This window comes from uncultured Lawsonella sp. (assembly GCF_947252745.1).
Classification (GTDB): domain Bacteria; phylum Actinomycetota; class Actinomycetes; order Mycobacteriales; family Mycobacteriaceae; genus Lawsonella.
This window is the reverse complement of record NZ_CAMXWW010000002.1, coordinates 200,840-220,996: the sequence shown is the minus strand read 5'-3', so window position 1 is coordinate 220,996 and position 20,157 is coordinate 200,840. Positions and strand designations below refer to the sequence as shown.

Annotated in this window: 16 protein-coding genes and 1 other RNA gene; 10 read left to right on the top strand and 7 right to left on the bottom strand. The window is 61.9% G+C overall.

Annotated elements, in window-relative coordinates:
* Positions 1 to 69 precede the first annotated feature (69 nt).
* The gene (locus tag Q0X28_RS03160; protein WP_298576478.1) at positions 70 to 963 is read left to right on the top strand and encodes a GIY-YIG nuclease family protein; all 894 of its coding nucleotides are present in this window, start codon (positions 70 to 72) and stop codon (positions 961 to 963) included.
* A gap of 63 nt (positions 964 to 1,026) precedes the next feature.
* On the opposite strand, the gene Q0X28_RS03155 is transcribed toward Q0X28_RS03160, so the two are convergent.
* The 3 genes from Q0X28_RS03155 to Q0X28_RS03145 all read right to left on the bottom strand — a co-directional run bounded on the left by Q0X28_RS03155 (position 1,027) and on the right by Q0X28_RS03145 (position 4,078).
* Positions 1,027 to 1,638, bottom strand: coding sequence for a NifU family protein (locus Q0X28_RS03155; protein ID WP_298576476.1), 612 nt, complete (start codon positions 1,636 to 1,638; stop codon positions 1,027 to 1,029).
* Positions 1,639 to 1,657: 19 nt separating this feature from the next.
* Positions 1,658 to 3,628 (bottom strand): ferrous iron transporter B, encoded by a 1,971-nt coding sequence (locus Q0X28_RS03150; protein ID WP_298576474.1) that lies wholly within the window; start codon positions 3,626 to 3,628, stop codon positions 1,658 to 1,660.
* A gap of 129 nt (positions 3,629 to 3,757) precedes the next feature.
* A complete protein-coding gene (locus tag Q0X28_RS03145) occupies positions 3,758 to 4,078 on the bottom strand; it encodes a FeoA family protein (protein WP_296239418.1) in 321 nt (106 codons plus the stop codon).
* A gap of 271 nt (positions 4,079 to 4,349) precedes the next feature.
* Between Q0X28_RS03145 and Q0X28_RS03140 the strand changes: the two genes are divergently transcribed.
* The 5 genes from Q0X28_RS03140 to Q0X28_RS03120 all read left to right on the top strand — a co-directional run bounded on the left by Q0X28_RS03140 (position 4,350) and on the right by Q0X28_RS03120 (position 8,404).
* A complete protein-coding gene (locus Q0X28_RS03140) occupies positions 4,350 to 4,676 on the top strand; it encodes a hypothetical protein (RefSeq protein ID WP_298576471.1) in 327 nt (108 codons plus the stop codon).
* A gap of 183 nt (positions 4,677 to 4,859) precedes the next feature.
* A complete protein-coding gene (locus Q0X28_RS03135) occupies positions 4,860 to 5,951 on the top strand; it encodes a helix-turn-helix domain-containing protein (RefSeq protein ID WP_296239416.1) in 1,092 nt (363 codons plus the stop codon).
* A 32-nt stretch (positions 5,952 to 5,983) separates the two neighbouring features.
* A complete protein-coding gene (gene gluQRS / locus Q0X28_RS03130; RefSeq protein ID WP_298576470.1) occupies positions 5,984 to 6,838 on the top strand; it encodes a tRNA glutamyl-Q(34) synthetase GluQRS in 855 nt (284 codons plus the stop codon).
* Between the two features lie 164 nt (positions 6,839 to 7,002).
* An RNA gene (ffs, locus tag Q0X28_RS03125) (signal recognition particle sRNA small type) lies at positions 7,003 to 7,099 on the top strand.
* Between the two features lie 27 nt (positions 7,100 to 7,126).
* Positions 7,127 to 8,404 carry an aminotransferase class I/II-fold pyridoxal phosphate-dependent enzyme gene (locus Q0X28_RS03120; RefSeq protein ID WP_296239415.1) on the top strand — a complete coding sequence of 426 codons (1,278 nt, stop codon included), beginning with the start codon at positions 7,127 to 7,129 and terminating at the stop codon, positions 8,402 to 8,404.
* A 102-nt stretch (positions 8,405 to 8,506) separates the two neighbouring features.
* On the opposite strand, the gene Q0X28_RS03115 is transcribed toward Q0X28_RS03120, so the two are convergent.
* Positions 8,507 to 10,006 carry a MinD/ParA family protein gene (locus Q0X28_RS03115; RefSeq protein ID WP_298576469.1) on the bottom strand — a complete coding sequence of 500 codons (1,500 nt, stop codon included), beginning with the start codon at positions 10,004 to 10,006 and terminating at the stop codon, positions 8,507 to 8,509.
* 253 nt (positions 10,007 to 10,259) lie between these two features.
* On the opposite strand from Q0X28_RS03115, the gene Q0X28_RS03110 reads away from it, so the two are divergent.
* Together Q0X28_RS03110 and recR are read left to right on the top strand one after the other, a co-directional pair.
* A complete protein-coding gene (locus Q0X28_RS03110; protein WP_298576468.1) occupies positions 10,260 to 12,590 on the top strand; it encodes a DNA polymerase III subunit gamma and tau in 2,331 nt (776 codons plus the stop codon).
* The gene (gene recR, locus Q0X28_RS03105; protein ID WP_296239412.1) at positions 12,590 to 13,222 is read left to right on the top strand and encodes a recombination mediator RecR; all 633 of its coding nucleotides are present in this window, start codon (positions 12,590 to 12,592) and stop codon (positions 13,220 to 13,222) included. The genes Q0X28_RS03110 and recR overlap by 1 nt, the downstream gene beginning before the upstream one ends.
* A 173-nt stretch (positions 13,223 to 13,395) precedes the next feature.
* On the opposite strand, the gene Q0X28_RS03100 is transcribed toward recR, so the two are convergent.
* Together Q0X28_RS03100 and Q0X28_RS03095 are read right to left on the bottom strand one after the other, a co-directional pair.
* A complete protein-coding gene (locus tag Q0X28_RS03100) occupies positions 13,396 to 13,950 on the bottom strand; it encodes a DJ-1 family glyoxalase III (RefSeq protein ID WP_296239411.1) in 555 nt (184 codons plus the stop codon).
* Positions 13,951 to 13,993: 43 nt separating this feature from the next.
* The gene (locus Q0X28_RS03095; RefSeq protein WP_296239410.1) at positions 13,994 to 15,415 is read right to left on the bottom strand and encodes an FAD-dependent oxidoreductase; all 1,422 of its coding nucleotides are present in this window, start codon (positions 15,413 to 15,415) and stop codon (positions 13,994 to 13,996) included.
* Positions 15,416 to 15,724: 309 nt separating this feature from the next.
* Between Q0X28_RS03095 and Q0X28_RS03090 the strand changes: the two genes are divergently transcribed.
* A complete protein-coding gene (locus tag Q0X28_RS03090) occupies positions 15,725 to 16,729 on the top strand; it encodes an NUDIX domain-containing protein (RefSeq protein WP_296239409.1) in 1,005 nt (334 codons plus the stop codon).
* Positions 16,730 to 16,801: 72 nt separating this feature from the next.
* On the opposite strand, the gene Q0X28_RS03085 is transcribed toward Q0X28_RS03090, so the two are convergent.
* The gene (locus tag Q0X28_RS03085; protein WP_296239441.1) at positions 16,802 to 17,584 is read right to left on the bottom strand and encodes an HAD-IIA family hydrolase; all 783 of its coding nucleotides are present in this window, start codon (positions 17,582 to 17,584) and stop codon (positions 16,802 to 16,804) included.
* A 462-nt stretch (positions 17,585 to 18,046) separates the two neighbouring features.
* Here Q0X28_RS03085 and pta point away from each other — a divergent pair, with 462 nt between their 5' ends.
* Positions 18,047 to 20,155: a phosphate acetyltransferase gene (pta, locus tag Q0X28_RS03080; protein ID WP_296239408.1), complete on the top strand. Its 2,109-nt coding sequence runs from the start codon at positions 18,047 to 18,049 to the stop codon at positions 20,153 to 20,155.
* The last annotated feature ends 2 nt before the right edge of the window (positions 20,156 to 20,157 follow it).

Here is a 20,157-nt window from a genome sequence, read left to right as displayed (position 1 = left end):
ATTTTATCGAAATTTTCTCGCGGTTGAGAAGAATTATTGGTCTAGTCTGGAGATTGATGGAGGCGACGTATGGCTGGGAAAGTAATTAACCTCTTTTTAATGGATAGCGAGCCGAACGGTCGCATCAAGTGCACGTTGGCGAATTGGACGGGTATTGCCTACAAGATTCCCCGCACCATGTTGCAGAGCGCGGGCAGCATCACCTACCTGCAGCAAACAGGGGTGTATTTGCTGTTCGGCACCGCTGATGAGTCGGAGAATCCGGTTGTGTACATTGGTCAGGCGGGTGTGCGGAAAAATGGACAGGGTATTCTGAACCGCTGGCAGGAGCATAACCGGGATAACACGAAGTACTGGTGGACGGAGGCGGTGGCCCTCACTACCTCTAATGATTCTTTTGGCCCGACGGAGATCAGTTACCTAGAGAATCGTTTCCGTAATATGGCGGTGGCGGCAGACCGGTACGAGGTGATGAACGGTAACGAGCCCACGCAGGGAAACTTGACGGAGGAGAAAGAGAGCGAGATGGAGGAGTTCATCTCGTATGCGAAGCTGGTAGTGGGGGCGTTGGGCTACAAGGTTTTTGAACCGCTCGTTGCCCGTCTGAACACGGGGGAGCCCGCCGAGCAGAGGGATCTGGAGCCGCTGCTTTATTTCCATAGTGCGAGGGCGAATGCTACCGGGCAACGCACCGCAGAGGGTTTTGTGGTGCTAGCCGGAAGTACCATCTCCTCCATAGTGAAGAGGAGTTTACCGGCCAATATTCGCAAGTTGCGGGAGAAATATGCGGAGATTATTGGAGCCGACTGGGTACTCAGGAAGGATGTGCTCTTCAGCAGCCCCTCGGCTGCTGCGGGGTTTGTTGGTGGGGCATCCTTGAGCGGTAATGTCATCTGGAAAACCGAGGAGGGCGTCTCCCTCGGGAACCTGATCACTGACACCAGCAGCATGGCTGAACAGTAACGGTTGCACAAATCCAGTCTGTCGGCCAGCTGCTAGGGCAAGCGTTGTACGGAGTGTGTCGCGCTACGTTTCTTCCACGCGCACCAGGTTGGGGAAGTACGGCCGGAGTTGCCGGTCCACATGGAACAGTAGGGTGCGGCCGATCGCCGGGCAGTTTCGGCATGCCCCACCCATCTCAATGCGCACTACCCCATCTTGCACGCTGGCCAGTCGCATACTGCCACCATGTGAGGCGGCGAAATCCCCGGCTGCACCCCCCAACAGTTCCTTCACCGCCGTCCGCAACTCCGCATCGGTACTGCCCCCCAGGGTTGGCACGTCTAGGGTGCCGGTGGGCCAGCCTAGTTCACCCTGCTCGTTGGGGGTGGAGAGGACGGCGAAGAGGTCGCGGCGCAGTCGCGTCGCCAGCGCAGTTCCTTCCGTGTTTTTCTCCTGCCAGGACCCGTCAGCTGGCAGTGTGGTGGTGATGAGTCCCGGCGCCAGGCTGAGGTGAGCTAGTTCGCCGCGCTCTAGGTAGCCCAGAATTTGCTCCGGTAGTGCCCCTTGTGTAGCCAGGTCACGCCCTTCCGTTACCCCACCAGACCAACTGAACCGCACCAGGCCAGGGCCCACTACCCACTCGAGGGTGAGCGGGTAGTGGGTAGTGCGTGGGTAGAACAGCAGCGGTGCGTTCACAGTGCGGCCGATCGTGCGGCTATATGGCCATGATTCCGATGGTGATCCATCGTGCGATAAACGCCAGCACCCAGGCCATCACTAGTGTGTAGCCCAGCGCAATGAGGGGCCACTTCCACGAGTTTGTTTCCGATCTGATGGCACCCACGGTGGACATGCATTGCAGGGCGTAGGCGAAGAACACGAGGAGGGCCACAATGGTGGGCGTGGTGAACACCTTCTCGCCCTCATGTGGGCCTTCCGTGAACGTCATTTTCTTCAGCGCATCGGTGGGGTTGTCGGGGTCGGCGGCTGCCGCGGTCTGCCCCATGGTGGCCACGAAAACTTCACGGGCGGCGAGGGAACCAATCAGGCCGATGGTGATGCGCCAGTCGAAGCCGAGCGGGCTGAAGACGGGTTCCACTGCTTTACCGACGGTAGCGGCTGCGGAGTGGTCGATGGTGTATTGTACCGCCTGCGTTTCGTCCATATGCTGTTCATCAATAGTCTGCTGTTGGGGGGGTATGTTCATGAGGGCCCAGATGACGATGGTAGCCACCAGGATGATGCGCCCAACTTTGCGAAGGAACATGCTGGTGGATTTCCACATGTCGGAGAGCACGGTTTTGCCGGTGGGGATGCGGTAGGGTGGCATCTCCATGTAGAAGGGCAGCAGTGTGCTTTTCAGGCTGGTGCGTTTGAACGCCCAGGCGGCGAACATGGCACTCGCCCCACCTAGCACGTAGAGGCCGAAGAGGGCGATGCCTTGGACGGAGAAGGGGCCGACTCGCTGGCCGGGGTCCACCAGCATACCCACCAGCAGCAGGTAGACGGGGAGGCGGGCGGAGCAGGTCATGAGGGGTGCGGCCATGATGGTGGCGATGCGGTCCTTGGAGGACGGCATGGTGCGGGTGGCCATAATGCCGGGGACGGCGCAGGCCACGCTGGAGAGCAGGGCGACGAACGCGCGTCCTTCCAGACCGGCGCTAGCCATGACGCGGTCCATTAAGTAGGCGGCGCGGGACATGTATCCCACGTTTTCCATGAGGCTGATGAGGAGGAAGAGCAGCAGAATCTGCGGCACGAACACGAGGACGCCACCAACGCCGCCAATGAGGGCGGTGTTGACGAAGCTGGAGAGCAGCGGGTTGGAGATGTGGGCGGCGCTGAGTTCCCCTAACCAGCCGAAGAAGTCCTCAATCCACCCTTGGAAGGGGGCGGCGACGGTGAAGATCACCTGGAAGAAGAGGAACATGATGAGGAAGAAGAACAGGGTGCCGAACACGGGGTGGAGCAGCACCTTGTCTACTTTGCTGGTAGTGACGTTTTCCTGCGGGGCCACATAGTGGGCGAGGGTGAGCATGGAGTGCGTCCAGGATTCGCGTTCCGGGCCGGGTTCGGCGGGTGGGGCGACGACAGGGACGGGCCAGCCGGTGGGGTTTTCGACGAGAGCGCGGAGTTCCGCGAACCCTTTTTTGCGGTTGCCGACGACACCGACTACGGGAACGCCGAGGCCTTGGGAAAGAGCGGCGAGGTCGAGGTCGCCGCCGAGTTTTTCGAGTTCGTCGGTCATGGTGAGGGCGACGGCGGAGGGGAGGCCGAGGGAGAGGGCTTGAGCGACGAGGTTGAGGGAGCGGTGCAGGGTGGTGGAATCGACGACGATGAGGAGGGCTTGGGGGGAGGGGACGCCCTCGAGTTGGCCGGCCAGGACGTCGGTGACGACTTTTTCGTCAGGGCTGATGGGGTCAAGGGAGTAGGTGCCGGGGAGGTCTTCGAGGATGACGTTGGGAGTGACATGTCCCTCGGTGTGGCTGACGGTGATGCCAGGATAGTTTCCGGTTTTGGAGTTGAGACCGGTGAGTTTATTGAAGACGGAGGTTTTGCCGGCGTTGGGGGAGCCAATGAGGGCGATGCGGGTGGTGTCGTCGGCTAGGGCTGTGGCTGCACTTGTCCCCTTCTTCCCGTGTGGTGTCCTATGGGTGTGTGCATCGGGGTTGTGGCAGTCGGCCATTGTGCCTCCTCTTTTGTGTAGTTGTGCCGTCAACAACGTGGGTGCGACCTGGTGGTGGATGAGGTTGTGTGTGGCGTGCGCAGTGCGGTTGCTGCGCGGCTGGTGCGCTGTGGGCTAGCGGGTTGCGGGTTAGAGGGCTACGGGGGTGACGTGGAGTTGTTTGGCTTCGCTCTTGCGGAGGCAGATGTTGTAGTCGCGAAGGCGGAACATGCTGGGGTCGCCCATGGGGGCGCGGCGCGTCATGGTGATGGCTGTGCCGGGGGCGAAGCCGAGGTCGCTGAGGCGACGCCGGATAGAGTCGGGGGCGTCGTTGGCGATGGAGACGATGGTGGCGCTGTCGCCGGGTTTAAGGTCGGAGAGCAGGCAGGGAGAGTCAGACATAGCAGCTCCTTCCAGGGAGGGGCGGTGGTGCCGAGTGAGGAGCGGGGCATAACCTTGACGAATAGTCACAGAAACAGTGTAGCCTACCCTCACAAATCGGCTACTATCGGGGGACTGTTCATTCTCTCACAGACGAGGGTTGCCGTCATACTGAGCCCTCGTTTGCACTGTTCCCCTCGGGTAAGGAGGGAAGACGTGGCAGGACACTGTCATGTGCTCGGTTCTGGGGTTGGGAACGTCACGTCAATTGCCCTAACAGTTGGTGAGGGTGCCAGGTAGCATGTGCCATAGAGATAGAGTGGGCTGCCACTGCCGAGGTGTGCACCCAGGGAAGGCTCCAATGATTGACGACAATCTCACTCCCCGCCCCGTTGATGACGACGCCCAGCAGGCTGCTGAACCGTCAGCAGCAGATGCCATCGACCTCAACGAGATGGAAGAGGCTCCCCAGACTCCCGAAGAGATCGCCGCGATTGAGGCCGCCGATAAGCAGCGCGCCCGCAACATCAACAAGATCTTTGCGGCAATGATGACCACGCTGGTGCTCATTTTCGTGTTGTTCTTGGCTATCTACATCCCTTGGCGGAAGGATCAGAACCAACTTCCGGGGGCTACCACTAGTACTGTGCAAGTGGTTACACCGTCCTCGTCAGCGCCTGTACAGTAGTTCATCAACTGCGAAATCCACCTTTGCTACCAGCGGAAACGAATAATGCAACCGCTGGTTGCGAAAGTTCAAGGTGTGCTTGGTGGAGTGCAACTGGGATCCTCCGGAGAATTGAGACGTAAGAGCTTCGCATCACCGTGACCGCTCTGTTCCCTTTCCCGCACACGAGGAGGATTGATTCTCATGATTCTCGCCGACAAGATCATCGAGCTCCGCAAACAGAACGGCTGGTCCCAGGAAGAACTAGCCGAGAGAGTTGGCGTCAGCCGCCAAGCCATCTCCAAGTGGGAGGCTGCACAAAGCACTCCCGAACTCGACCGCATCCTTACCCTCAGTGAGATCTTCGGCGTCTCCACCGACTACCTCATTCGCGACGACTACGACGTACCCACACTCGCGGATGCCGGTACCTTCCAGGACAGCCCTCTCCGCAAAATCAGCATGGAGGAGGCAAACCAGTACCTCTCCGCTCGGCTCGCCTCGGCACGTCCTGTCGCCGTGGGTGGAATGCTGTGCGCCTTGGCGTTGGCTCTCCTCATTTTCATTTCCGACTGGCCGGGTCTTGCCGCCAACGCACGTGGGCCGCTGAGTTTCGCCGTCGCTGCCCTGGTGGTTGCGGTAGCCGTCGCCATCTTCATCATCAACAACAATCGCACTAAGCAGTGGAAGTGGATGGAGAAGGAACCCTTTGAAAGCGCCTACGGAGTAGAGGGTATGGCGAAGGAACGTTTGGCTGCCTTCCAGCCCGCCCACACCACCAACCTGGTCACTGGTCTGGTGCTCTCTATCGTCGCCCTCATCCTCTTTGTGGTGTCCGATCTACTGGCAAGCACCACTGGCCTGAACGATAGTACTTTTGTGGCCTTGGGCTTCGCTGTTGCCGCCGTCGCCGTGTTTCTCTTCGTCTACAACCATATTGTCAAGGGCGCCTACTGGGAGCTTCTGCAGGACGGCGACCGGAGCCCCAGGAAGAAGCTTCTTCACTCCAAGGTGGGTCCCATCATGGGCATCTACTGGATGTCCATTGTTTTCATCTACTTGGCCATCAGCTTCCTCACCGATAGCTGGGACACCAGTTGGATTATCTGGCCATTGGCCGGTGTAGGCTCCGCCATTGTCGCGACCATTGTCTCCTACGTGTGGGAACGCAAGCTCGGCATTGCTACCTCCGATGCCGCCACCGGCACTGGTACCGCTGGCATTGGTACCGCTGGCACTGCTACCACCGGCATTGGTACCACCAGCCCCAACGACTCTGCCGGCACCACCAACTAACTCCAGTCTCGCCCCGCGGTAGACTCGACTCCATGGGAGCTGGACGTTTCGCCCCCACACCTTCGGGGGACCTCCACCTAGGAAATCTGCGCACTGCACTGCTGGCCTATGACGCCGCCCGCAGCACAGGGCGCAGTTTCCGCATGCGTGTGGAGGATCTGGACCAGCAGCGTTGCTCTGCGGAGGTGGCGGAGCGGCAGCTCGCCGACCTTGCCGCCCTGGGCATCGAGTGGGAAGGCGAGACAATGTGGCAGTCGCAGCGTCACGCCGCCTACCAGGCAGCTGTCGACCAACTGGCGGCCCAGGGGCTGGTGTACGAGTGCTACTGTTCCCGCCGGGAAATCCTGGAGGCTCCCCGGGCGCCCCATTCCCCACCTGGCTCCTACCCCGGCACCTGCCGGGATCTGACGGAGGAGCAACGAGCCGCGAAACGTGCACAGCTTGCGGCTTCCGATAATTTCCGCCAGCCCGCGCTGCGCTTGCGGGCGCAGGTGTCGGAGTGGACGGTGTGGGAGGAGTGTGCGGTGGACGGTGCCCGGCCTGGCCATCCCCAGCCCTACACCGGTGTGGTGGATGATGTGGTGCTGCGCCGGGGTGATGGCGTGTGGGCCTACAACTTGGCTGTGGTGGTGGATGATGCCGCCCAGGGCGTGGACCAGGTGGTGCGCGGGGCGGACTTGCTGTCCTCGGCCCCCCGGCAGGCGTATCTGGCGCATCTGTTGGGGGTGGAACCTGTCACCTATCGGCATGTGCCGCTCATGCAGGATGCCCACGGGGAGCGGTTGGCGAAGCGTGCCGGGGGCGGCGGGATGACGCTCCGCTCTGAGTTGGCGCGGGGGAAAACGGTGGACGAGGTGCGGGAATGGTTGTTGTCCACGGTGGGGTGACGGGTGCTGGTGCGACGCGTGCGCAGAGGAAACTTTGTTTTTCTGTGGAAAGGCGTAAACTGTAACCACACGCAGAGAAACAGCCCCTGGTGGTGTGAGTGATCACCCGCTGGGGGCTGTCTCAGATTTGAATTCCCATGAATGGGGGAGAACCGCTAAACTATAGGTGGGCACCGCGCGGCGTCCATCCTGTGAATCCCCCCAGGGCCGGAAGGCAGCAAGGGTCAGCGGGCTCTGGCGGGTGCGCGGGGCCCGCTTTTTTTGTGCCCATTTTCAGAAAGGCCTCTCATGTCACTGTCGACCATGAGCCGCGAAGAGCTGGAAGCTCTTTCCCAAGAGATCAACGCCCGCTACGAAGAGTTTAAGGGCAAGAACCTCGCACTGGATCTCACTCGCGGTAAGCCTTCCGCCCAGCAGCTCGACCTCTCCAACGGTCTCCTGACGCTGCCCGGTGAAGGCTCCACCAAGGATGAAGACGGTACCGACATTCGAAACTACGGGAACCTGGCTGGCCTGAAGTCCATTCGTGCCATCTGGGCCGAACTCCTCGGAGTTCCCGTCGAGGAGATCATCTCCGAAAACAATGCCAGCCTGGAGATCATGCACTACGTGCTGACCTTCGCCATGCTGCACGGCCTCCCCACCAGCCCCCAGCCGTGGGTGAAGGAAGAGACCCTTAAGTGGATCTGCCCTGTCCCCGGCTACGACCGCCACTTCGCCATCACCGAGACCCTGGGCTTCGAAATGATCCAGGTCCCCATGAACGAAGACGGCCCCGATGCCGACGCTATCGCTGAACTCGTCGCGAACGACCCTGCCATTAAGGGCATGTGGCTCGTTCCCGTGTTCGCCAACCCGGACGGTGCCGTCACCTCCCGCGAGGTGGCCGAGAAGCTGGTCTCCATGAAGACCGCCGCCCCCGACTTCACCATCATGTGGGACAACGCGTACTGCATCCACACCCTCACCGACGAGTTCCCGGAGATTCTGCCGATCGTGCAGATGGCTGCGGACGCCGGCAACGAGGGCCGCGTCTTCCAGCTCACCTCCTCCTCCAAGGTCACTTTCGCGGGTGCTGGTGTGAGCTTCCTCAACACCTCCCCCGCCAACCTGGCCTGGTACAAGAGGTACCTGGGTATCGCCACAATTGGCCCGAACAAGGTCAACCAGCTGGCCCACGCCCGTTTCTTCGGTGACGCTGCCGCCGTTAAGGCCCACATGCTGAAGCACAAGGGCATCCTCGCCCCCAAGTTCGATGCGGTGGAGCGGATCCTTGCCGATCGCCTGGGCGAGTACGAGGTGGCCTCCTGGACTGAGCCGAAGGGTGGATACTTCATTTCCCTCAATGTGGTGCCCGGTACTGCCAAGCGCGTCGTTGCCCTCGCCGCCGAAGCTGGCATCAAGCTCACCGGCGCCGGCTCTGCCTACCCGAAGGGTGAGGACCCGAACGAGACCAACATCCGTCTCGCCCCCTCCCTGCCCCCGCTGGAGGAGGTCACCGTCGCTATGGATGGTGTTGCTACCTGCGTGCTGAAGGCCGCCCTCGAGAAGGCGCTCGCTGCCTAACTCAACTCACGCAGCCCCCACAAGTACATAAAGAAATAGCAGAAAGCCCCGGTCGTACTCTCCAATATGACCGGGGCTTTCCTCACATCACCAAGGGCCAGCCTAAGGGTGCATGGTAGTGGCTGGTCCCTCCGGGTGATGCTTCTCCCGCCGGTTCACACTGGACGGGACGAGAGTTTGTGAAAACCCGTCCGCCACGGAAGCGGCAAGCTCAATGAAGGCGCGGCAGGCGCCCTTACTCATCTGGTCAATATCCACCTCTGCGCCCTCCGCCAGATGCTCATCGAAGGGAATCAGGTGGACGGCGGCGCAGCGCTGGTTGAACGTTGCCCGCAGCTGGTCCATATCAATGCTGGCGGAGCCGGCCCGGCTGGAGCAGATCGCCACCACGGTGCGCTCCACCAAATGCTGGTAGCCGTGGGCGTCCAACCAATTTAGAGTGGCCCAGGCGCTTCGTGCACCGTCAATGGCGGGTGACGAGACCAGCACCAGGGAATCGGCCAGGTCGAGCACGCCGCGCATAGCGTCATGCATCAGGCCGGTACCGCAGTCGGTGAGAATGATGTTGTAGAAGGATTGCAGAATGTCGATGGTGCGGCGGTAGTCTCGCTCCGAGAACGCTTCGCTAATTGCCGGATCGGATTCCGAGGCCAGCACTTCCAGGCGGGAGCGGGCCTGTGAAGTGTGGGCGCGCACATCGGAGTAGCGGCGGATGGATGGGTCCTCCAGGAGGTCGCGGACCGTTGAGTTGGTCTGCTGGGGGACACGCTGGGCGAGGGTGCCCAAGTCCGGGTTCGCGTCGATAGCAATAATGCGGTCGCCGCGTAGGGATGCGAAGGTGGAACCCAAGCCAATAGTGGTGGTGGTTTTGCCGACGCCGCCCTTCAGGGACAGGCAGGCAATGCGGTAGTCTCCGCGGACAGGTTGGCGGACGCGCTCTTCCAGCGCCTCCAGCTCTTTCTCGTCTGAGGAGGGGCCGGGGTTGATGGCGCCGCCGGTGGCCTTGTAGATGAATTTGCGCCAGCCCGAGCGGGGCGTGGCTTTCTTCTGTTGTAGCAGCTGCAGGTTGTTGACGGTGTTGTTGGCAGCTCCGGTGGTGGAGGTGGGGGAGAGCGGATTCAGTCCACCCGGCGGGGTGGTTCCGGGCATGCCGACACCTAACGCACTTGTGGGGCCTCCCATGGCTCCCATGGCTCCCATGCTGGCTATGCCTCCCGTGCCGGCCATGTTGCCCGCGGGGACGTCCCCCATGCCGGGGGCACCGGTGCTACCGGGGAAACCGTCGCCTCCCAGGTAAGGGGTGTAGGGGTTGACGAAGGGCGGGGGCGTGGTGTTTTTGTGCGCGGCCGGGAAGACGGCTTCGAATGAGTCGGGGAAGGGGGCCGGTTCGTCAACGTCGTCGGGGAGGAGGAAGGGACGTTCGGCGGGTTCAGGATTAACTGGGGGAGCTGCGGGAAACTCGTCGGGGGCTGTAGGGGAGCCGTCGGGAGCGGTAGGAGACCCGTCGGGGGCTGGCGGGTAGGCGGAGAGAGGAGAGGTCTCGCCGCTGGGTGGTGTGGGCTGGGCATTCTGTTGCTCGCCACCGAATCCTGAATAAACCATGCTTTTACTCCTGGGTGGTCTAGAAGTGCGCACAGTATGGAGGATGTGTGCGGCTCATGGGGGAGCTACTTTCCCCACAGGGACCCATCAACCCCTAAAAACCCTATTCCACCTGCGGTAACAGTGCTTTCGGCACCTTTTGAAAAAACTTTAAAAAATTTTTGGCCGGTGACGGTGCCGGCTAAAGCCCAGGTGGCGAGGCCGGCAACCCTAATAATCCCGTTTGTCGCACCAGCCGGGTAGGCTCTAATGCGTGGCGCTTTACCATAAGTACCGTCCCGCTACCTTCGCGGAAGTAGTCGGGCAAGAGCATGTAACTGAACCGCTGATGCAGGCCCTGGACAGCGGCCACATTAACCATGCCTACTTGTTCTCCGGCCCACGCGGTACCGGTAAAACCTCCTCCGCCCGCATCCTCGCCCGCTCCCTCAACTGCGCTGAAGGCCCCACCAGCACTCCCTGCGGGAAGTGCCCCTCCTGCCTCGCATTGGCGCCGGGCGGTTCCGGCAACCTCGACGTCACCGAGCTGGATGCCGCCTCCCACGGAGGTGTGGATGATGCCCGCGACCTGCGCGACCGCGCCTTCTACGCCCCCGCCGAGTCCCGCTACCGCGTCTTCATCATTGACGAGGCGCATATGGTCACCTCCGCTGGCTTCAACGCCCTGCTGAAGATCGTGGAGGAGCCGCCGGAGCACCTCATTTTTATCTTCGCCACCACGGAGCCGGAGAAGGTCCTCCCCACTATTAAGTCTCGTACGCACCACTATCCGTTCCGCCTGCTCGCTCCCAACGCCATGCGCGGCCTGTTGGAGCGTATCTGCGAGCAGGAAGGGGTGAAGGTGGATCCGGCGGTCTACCCGCTGGTTATTCGTGCCGGTGGCGGCTCCCCACGTGACGCACTGTCGGTGCTGGATCAGCTGTTGGCCGGGTCTGGGTCCGAGGGCATTACCTACCACAATGCGCTGGCACTCCTGGGGGCCACCGACATTGCCCTAATTGATGATGCGGTGGAGGCCTTGGCTACGGCGGACCGGCCGGGCATGTTCAGCACCATCGAGCGTGTTATTTCTGCTGGGCACGACCCGCGCCGTTTCACCAGCGACCTGCTGGACCGCTTCCGCGACCTCATTATGCTGCAGTCCGTGCAGGACGCGGCGGATTCTGGGCTGGTTGATGCCCCCGCCGACCAGATGGAGCGGATGCTCGCCCAGGCGAAGGAACTTGGCCCCGCCACCGCCACCCGCTTCGCCGATGTACTGAGCACCGGCCTCAATGACATGCGCGGTGCCACCTCCCCGCGGCTGTTGCTGGAGATTATGGCTGCCCGGATGCTGCTGCCCGCCGTCGACGACTCCTACGAGGCGCTGCTACAGCGGGTAGAGCAGCTGGAACGTGGTGTGGGGTCACGGATTTCCCCCACCTCTTCGGTACCGCAGTCTGCTGATGCTGCTCGGCAGGGTGACGGCACCGCCACTGCGATGGCCACGGGGGATGCCGGCGATATGGCCGGTGACGGAGGAGTCGAACCTGTGGGCTTCGCCGCCCCGGAGGAGGATTCGCCCGCCCCCCGGGTGTCCCGAGCCGAGGCCGCCCATAGTGCTGCCGAAGGTGCCGCCCGCGCCCGCGCCCTGATGGCGGAGCGTCAAGCCAAGAAGAAGGCTGCCTCCCAGCAGGGGAGTACCAGTGCCGGCCTGCAGAGAAGTAGTGGTGCCTCCCCGCGGCGGGCCCCCGTCACCCCTGAACCCGCTAATGAACCCTCGGAAGAGGCCGCGACGGCTTCTGCGGCTGCTACATCAGCTCCCGCATCAGCTCCCGCGTCCAGTACGCCAGAAGAGCAGGCGTCCCCCGCTGCGGTTGCTGCCGCCGACTTCACGGCAGAGGATTTCTCCTCCCAGTGGGTCGCCATCCGCAACGCTGTCCGGCCTGCCTCCCGCACCCTCGACGTCATGCTGGCCACCGCCCGCGTCATCGACTACCAGCCCGACAGTGCCCAACTGTCCATCAGCCACACCTCTGGCCCACTGGTCAGCCGCATCAACGAACCACGTCACCTCACTATCCTCACCGAGGCAATCGCCCAAACAATGGGTGTGCAGGTGCATGTGCGTTGCCTCACCGGCCAGGATGCCGCCCGCGGAGCCGCCAACTCCCCCGCACCCCAGAACGGGGGCGGGACAGCGGGAAAAGCCCATAAGTTCACCGCGCCGAAGGTCCCTCGGCGCTCCAGCAAGGCTGCCCCCGCCACCGCAACCTCAGCAGCCGGCACCCCCACCGGCCCGCAGGCCGTCACCACACCAGCCGGTAGTGCGGCACCCGCGAACGGTGCTTCACCCGCCCCCGGTATGCCGTCGCACAGTGATCCGTCATCCAGTGATCCGCCACCCAGCGGTCAGGTTCCCAGTGGGCAGGTTCCCAGTGGGCAGACGGAGGACAGCGGCTCCAGCGACGAGGACGCCCTGGCCGAAATGTTGGCCGACGCCGCCGACCCCACCCAGCAGAATCTCGACCACCGCAGCGCCGTCGACATCGCCATTGAACGCCTGCAAGAAACCCTGGGCGCCACGCTCTTGGAGGATAAGTAGTGTACGAAGGACCCGTCCAAAACCTCATCGACGAGCTCGGACGTCTCCCCGGAGTCGGGCCCAAAGGCGCCCAACGCATCGCCTTCCACCTCCTCAACCAAGAGCCAGAGACTATCGACCGCCTTGCCAATGCCGTTGCCGCCCTCCGCAACGGCGTCACCTACTGCCACATCTGCGGCAACGTCTCCGAAACCGACACCTGCAGCATCTGCGCCGACCCCAAACGAGACCTCGACGTCATCTGCGTCGTCGAAGAATCCAAAGACGTGCAAGCCATTGAACGCACCCGCGAATTCCATGGCCGCTACCACGTCCTCGGTGGCGCACTCGACCCCCTTAAAGGCATCGGCCCCGACCAACTCAACATCCGCAACCTCCTCACCCGCATCGGCCAGCCCGTTGAAGACCACAACGGGGACCCCACCACTATCCACATCAGCGAAGTAATCCTGGCCACCAACCCCAATACCGTCGGCGAAGCCACCGCCAGCTACCTGGCCCGCATCCTCAAAGACTTCCCCGACCTCACCATCACCCGCCTGGCCACCGGCCTGTCCATGGGTGGGGACATCGAGTTCGCCGACGAACTCACCCTCGGCCGTGCCCTCCAAGGGCGCCGCAGCATCCTCTAAGCACGGCGAGCGGCCCTTAACCACCCCCGCTCCGCACTCTCCGCACCCAACCACAAACGACCCTGGCAGCATGTGCTACCAGGGTCGTATGGTGATGAAGCTATCAGGACGGCGGCGCGCGAAGGGCACCGGATCAGGATGGATCTCCGTTCGGCGCTCTGTGAGAAGCTCTGCTAGGGAACGTTGGGGCCATCCAGCAGCAGTCCACTGCGAACCTCGGCCGACTTCTCCACCGAGACCACCTCAGCCAGAATAGACAGCGCGAACTCCAGCGCCCAGCCGGGGCCATGGCCGGTGATGATCTTGCCATCCACCACCGCGGGAGCATCCAGAATGACTGCACCCTCGCAGTACTTCTCGAAACCCGGGTAGCAGGTTGCGTTCTTGCCCTTCAGCAAGCCCAGCCCACCCAGCACCATGGGGGCAGCGCAGATCGCGGCCACATACTTGTCGGCCTCTGCGCGGGCCACGACTTCCTTCTTTAGGCCTTCGTGATCGTCGAATGCGGTGGTACCACCGGGGATGATGAGCACATCCGCGCCCTGCGCATCCACGTCGGCGAACATTGCGTCCGCCTGTACCGGAATGTTGTGGCCACCCGTCACCACCTGTGAATCGGTCAGGGAAGCGGTGGTGACGTCCACTCCGCCGCGCCGCAGAATATCCACGGTGGCCAGAGCTTCAATCTCCTCGAAACCATCAATAAGAACAACAACAGCAGTAGTCATATCTCGCTCCTTCACTGATGAGAGATGTCTGGTGGAAATGCTGTTAGCGTGCGCCCTTGCCTTGGCGGTTAGCTTGGGCTTCGTCCTCAATATCCATGTCGTGAGCAGCCTCAACCATCTCTTCCCACTCCACGATCTTCTTCCGCTCGCGGCCTTCTTCTGCGCCGCGCCGCTTCTCGTGGGCATCCAGACGGTACCAGCCGGACCAGTCGGTGACCTTCTTCGGCAGGCTATCCAGCCAGGCCTCGGCCTCTTCGGGAGCCGGGTGGGCAGGCTCGTTCAGCTTGCCGCTGGCCCAATCGTCCAGCAGGTTCTGCACGGTCTCGTTAGCGTCGGACTTGGTGTTGCCGATGAGGCCCACCGGGCCACGCTTCACCCAGCCAGTGGTGTACAGCGGGGCAATGTGTTCACCGGTCTGGTCGATGACGCGTCCCGCCACATTGTCGATAGTGCCCAACGTGTGGTTGAAGGGGATGCCGGGCAGAGCAGAGGACAGGTAGCCGACCGCGCGGTAAACCTGGCCGACCTCCCAGTCCGTCATCTTGCCGGTGCCGGTGACGCCGCCCTGTCCGTTGAGCTCCATGCGTTCGGTGCGGAGCCCTACGACCTTGCCGTTTTCGCCCAGGATTTCTACGGGCGATTCGAAGAGGTGAATGTAGATCTTGCGGATGTTCGGGTTGGGGTCCTCGTCACGCATGGCGTAGTTCTCGAGGGTGGTGCACACCATATCGGTTGCCTTGGCGGCGCGGCGGGCTTCCTCGGATGCTTCGTCGTAGTCGATGTCCTCGGGGTCGACGAGTACCTGGACGTTGGGAGAGTGGTCGAGTTCGCGCAGTTCAACCGGGGTGTACTTGGCCTGGGCGGGGCCGCGACGGCCGAAGACGTGGACTTCCTTCACCTTGGATGCTTTGAGACCCGCGTAGACGTTGTCGGGGATCTCGGTGACGAGGAGTTCTTCGGCGGTCTTGCCGAGGATGCGGGAGACGTCTAGGGAGACGTTGCCGACACCAACCACGGCGACCTTTTCGGCCTCGAGGGGCCACTCGCGGGGGAATTCCGGCTGACCGTCGTACCAGGCGACGAATTCGGCTGCCCCGAAGGAGCCGTCCAGGTCGATGCCGGGGATGTCGAGGGCGCGGTCTGCTTTGGCGCCGGTGGCGAAGATGACGCCGTCGTAGTACTGGAGCAGGTCGTCTAGGGTGGCGTCGGTGCCGAACTCTACGTTGCCGAAGAAGCGCACCTGAGGCTTGTTGAGGACCTGGTGCAGGGAGCTGACGATGCCCTTGATGCGCGGGTGGTCGGGGGCGACACCGTAGCGGATGAGTCCGAAGGGGGCGGGCATGCGTTCGAGGATGTCAATACTCACGCCGGGGTCCTGGGCGGCGGCGGACTTCATGAGGCAGTCCGAGGCGTAAATGCCGGCAGGGCCAGAACCAATGATGGCGACGCGAATAGGTCGGGTCATAGTCACTTCTTCTACATTCGAGGTCAGTTGTGGTTTCTATTCTACAGAAGAGGGCAAGAAAACTTTTTTCAAAAAGTTTAACAGAGGACTTGCGCTAGTAGGTTAGCCTACCCTAATATAAGTAGTGCGAGATGGAGTAAGGGCAGATACTCCTCCTCGTTCGTCACAAGATATCAGCGGCCCCCACACACGCGCTCCGGTGGGGGTCGCTGGTAATTTCCCCCCATTTTCGGGGTAAAATTGCAGCCAGCAGCGAACGGAACCCACGAATAGTCCGCTCCCACCTCTCTCACCAGTAAAGTAGGCATCGTGGATCATGATGGCGATGGAATGTGCATTGGCCCCCAAGACGAGCATCGCTGGGGGGTTTTCGGCGCAGCCGGACTTCTCCTCCGTGCCCCCGCTGAAGACGGCACCCCCCTCATTCTCATGCAGCACCGCGCACAATGGACCAACGCCGGCGGCACGTGGGGTCTCCCTGGCGGCGCCATCGACTCCCACGAAACTCCAGTAACCGGAGCCCTTCGGGAAGTCTACGAAGAAACCCACATTACCGTCGACCCTGCCCGCGCCCGCTGGTACGGACCCACCGCCGGCATGCACTACATCAAACGCCTCACCCGCGACTTCAACCCCCTCGGAGACCGCGTTGCCCGCAACGGTGACCGCTACTTCGAACGCGTCGACATGGAACGCGGCCTGTGGACCTACACCACCGTCGTCGCCGACCTCAACGCACCTGCCGACTACGAAGCAGACGAAGAATCCGAAGAACTCGCCTGGCTCTCCGAAGACGACGTCTCCCAACTCGAACTCATCCCCGGGTTCGCCCACGCCTGGACCGGGCTTCAGACCATCGAAGCGGACCTCATTGTGGACGGCGAATCCGTCTATGCCGGCCGCGACACCCACTGGTGGCAGAGCCGACGCAGCAAAGCCGACCATATGCTGGGGAAAATTGCGAAGAGTCGCCCCTGGGTGTGGCGTCGCCGCCACAACATGGACTTCATCGACGAAGACGGCTACGCCAACATCGTGGACGAACCCGGCTTCTACTGGACTGCCCACTGCACCGTCGTACTCGGTGGAAAAATTGTGGGTGCACAGGAAGACCACGCACTGCCCTACACCGCCCAAAGCTACTTCCACACCCTCGACGCAGAAAGCGACTCGGCGTCCCTCGTGCAGAAGATGGTATTGGAGAATGTGGCGAAGCGGCGGGACACCATCGTCGTCACCGACAATGAAGACCTCATCAACGAGCTTCCGCAGAACTTCACCCACATCTGGGACAACACCTGCCTCTTCCGCTAGCGAAGAGCCCAGATAAAGCACAGGCCTGCGCAGTAGTGCGCAGGCCCTCGCCGTCTCCGGGGTAGTGTTCCGCTAGTCCTTGACCAGGTCGGAATCCTCCACACTCAGCGGATCCTTCGTGTGGCCCACCAGTGCCCCAACCGAATCAATAATGCGGCTGGCACGGTAGGGCCAGCTGTTCGCTTCCTTCACATCCGAGATACCGGAGAGCACCAGGAACGTGTGCATGCCAGCTTCCAAGCCAGACTTCACATCTGTGTCCATCCGGTCGCCAATCATAATGGTCTCCTCGGAGTGTGCACCCATCGCGCGCAGCGCGGACCGCATCATCATCGGGTTCGGCTTGCCAATGTAGTAGGGCTCTTTGCCGGTGGACGCCATGATGAGAGATGCGACCGAACCGGTTGCCGGCAGTACACCCTCCGGGGCGGGACCCGTGTTATCAGGGTTGGTGCAGATGAACTTGGCACCTTTAATAATGAGGTTGATGGCCTTCGTAATGGCCTCGAAGCTGTACGTGCGGGTTTCGCCCAACACCACATAGTCGGGGTTGGTGTCGGTCAGAATGTAGCCAGCTTCGTGGATGGCGGTGGTGAGTCCGGTTTCGCCCACCACATAGGCAGTGCCATAAGGATTTTGCTCATCCAAGAAGGCGGCGGTGGCCAGCGCGGAGGTCCAGATGCGCTCCGCGGGAATGTCAATGCCGCTGAGGGCAAGCCGGGCGGACAGATCGCGCGGCGTAAAAATCGAGTTGTTCGTCAACACCATGTAGTTGGTGTCGTTGTCCTGCAACTCTTTAAGGAACTTTTCAGCGCCCTCAACGGGCTTGTTCTCTTTAATCAGAACGCCATCCATGTCAGTCAGGAAGTTCCACTTCACAGACGATGACGTGTCCTTTTTCTCCTCTTTTTTGTCCTGCTGCTTCTTCAATGCGGAGTCCTCCTCCATATTTTCGGCAGAACCTGCACTCACTCGTGCCGTCTTGTCTTTCGTTGTCATATCTCTATTGTCTCAGGTCGCAGCGAAAAAGCTAGCTTCTGGTAGAGATCACCAGAACAGTGTGTATTCGAATAGACCACGCCGCAACGAGCAGTTCCACACCGCGACAAACACACCCAACCGAGCAGACACACTGCAGGGCACAGAGTGCACGCCAAGAAAATTCGTCTGTAGCTAATCGTGCTCACTAGAATAAGCGCTAAGGGCGCAACCCGGGGATCCACAAGACACCCGAGCTATAGCTAATTTACGACAACGACAGTGTCGCCACGCGACAAATCCGCACAACTCTTGAAACGCAAGGAATCGGTGACTTCTATGGAGCGGAACCAAGCCCCCTTCTACGTCATGGCATCGGCAGCCAACGCCGGCACCTCCATCATTACCGCAGCTCTTATCTACGGCCTGAAGGACGCCGGATACACCGTCGGCATTTTCCGCCCGGTGAACCCCATCCTCCCCGCCAGCGTCATCCCCTCCGAACAAGGGGACCCCATGCTGCAGGCCCTCACCGAGATCAGCAACGCCGACCTCACCTACCAGGACTGCACCGGCGTCAACTACCTTGATCTGCTGGAAGACCGTAACACCGCGCTTTCCACCATCATCTCCCGCTTCGACGCCATCCAAGCCAAATGTGACATCGTCGTCGTCCTCGGCAGCGACTACTCCACCGGCATGGCCGACGAATTCGACCTCAACGGCCAAATCGCCATGAACCTGGGTGCCCGCCTCCTCCTCGTCGAAAGCCTCCGCGACCGCGACGTCACCACCCTCCGCTCCATCTGCTTCGCCGCCGTCCAACACCTCCGCAAGAACCACCAGAACCCGGCCGCCCTCATCGTCAACCGGATCCCCGCCGACGGCGACAACTACCAAGAGCTCGCACAGGAAATCCGGGACTCCTTCGGGGACGCCCTCAACCTCCCCGTCCTCACCACCCCCGAAATTCCGCTCCTGCACGCCCCCACCGTCTCCGAGCTCCAGCGTGCCGTCAACGCCACCCCCATCAACGACGTCGACCCCGAGCTGCTCAACAATGAAGCCCTCGCCGTCACCGTCGCAGGCGTCACCTCACAGCGCATCCTCGACCACATCTCCGAAGACTCCATCGTCGTCGTCCCCGCCGACCGCGAAAGCACCATCGCCACCCTGCTCGCCAACCAGGACGATCCAGAAACCGCCAATATCGTCGGCATCATCTGGACCGCCAGTGTCGAACCCACCCCCGAACAACTCGAGATGGCCAAGGCCAACACCCAGGTTCCCATCCTCAGCACCCAACTGGGCACCTACGCCACCGCCACCACCATCGACAACACCCGCGGTGTACTGCGCACCAGCGCTACCCACAAGTTGGCCAAAGCACAAGAATTCGCCACCGACTGGTTCGACGCCACCCCGCTGGACGACCTCCTCGCCACCCCCGCACCCACCTCCGTCACCCCCCAAATGTTCCAGTACCAGCTGCTCCAGCGGGCCAAAGCGGACAAGAAGCACATCGTGCTGCCGGAAGGTGACGACGACCGCATCCTCGAAGCCGCCGACATCATCCTCCACGAAGGCTTCGCCGACCTCACCATCCTGGGCGACCCAGACTCCATCCTCACCCGCGCCAAGCAGCTTGGACTCGACCTCTCCGCCGCCACACTGCTCGACCCCGCCCACTACGACGGTCTGGAAGAGTTCGCAGAAACCTACTTCCAGCTGCGCAAACACAAGGGCATCAGCATTGATGACGCGCGCGAAAAGATGAAGGACATCAGCTACTTCGCCACCATGATGGTCCACCTCGGCAAAGCCGACGGCATGGTCTCTGGCGCCGCCCACACCACCGCCCACACCATCCGTCCCAGCTTCGAAATCATCAAGACCAAGCCCGGCGTCGCCACCGTCTCCTCCATCTTCCTCATGTGCCTGGAGGACCACGTGCTGGCCTTCGGCGACTGCGCCGTCAACATCGACCCCACCCCCGCCCAGCTCGCTGACATCGCCATCTCCTCCGCCGAGACCGCCAGCCAGTTCGGCGTAGAACCCCGCGTCGCCCTCCTGTCCTACTCCACCGGCACCTCCGGCTCCGGCGCGGACGTCGACAAGGTGCGCGAAGCCGTCGCCATCGTCAAAGACAGCGATATGCCGTACCCGGTGGACGGTCCCATCCAGTTCGACGCGGCCGTGGACGCCACCGTCGGCGCTGCCAAGGCCCCCGACTCAGTTGTCGCCGGACGCGCCACCGTACTGGTCTTCCCCGACCTCAACACCGGCAACAACACCTATAAGGCAGTGCAGCGTACTGCCGGTGCTGTCGCCGTCGGACCCATCCTGCAGGGTCTCAAGAAACCCATCAATGACCTCTCCCGCGGCGCCCTCGTGGAGGACATCGTCAACACCGTCGCGGTCACTGCTACCCAAGCTCAGAGCATTTAGGA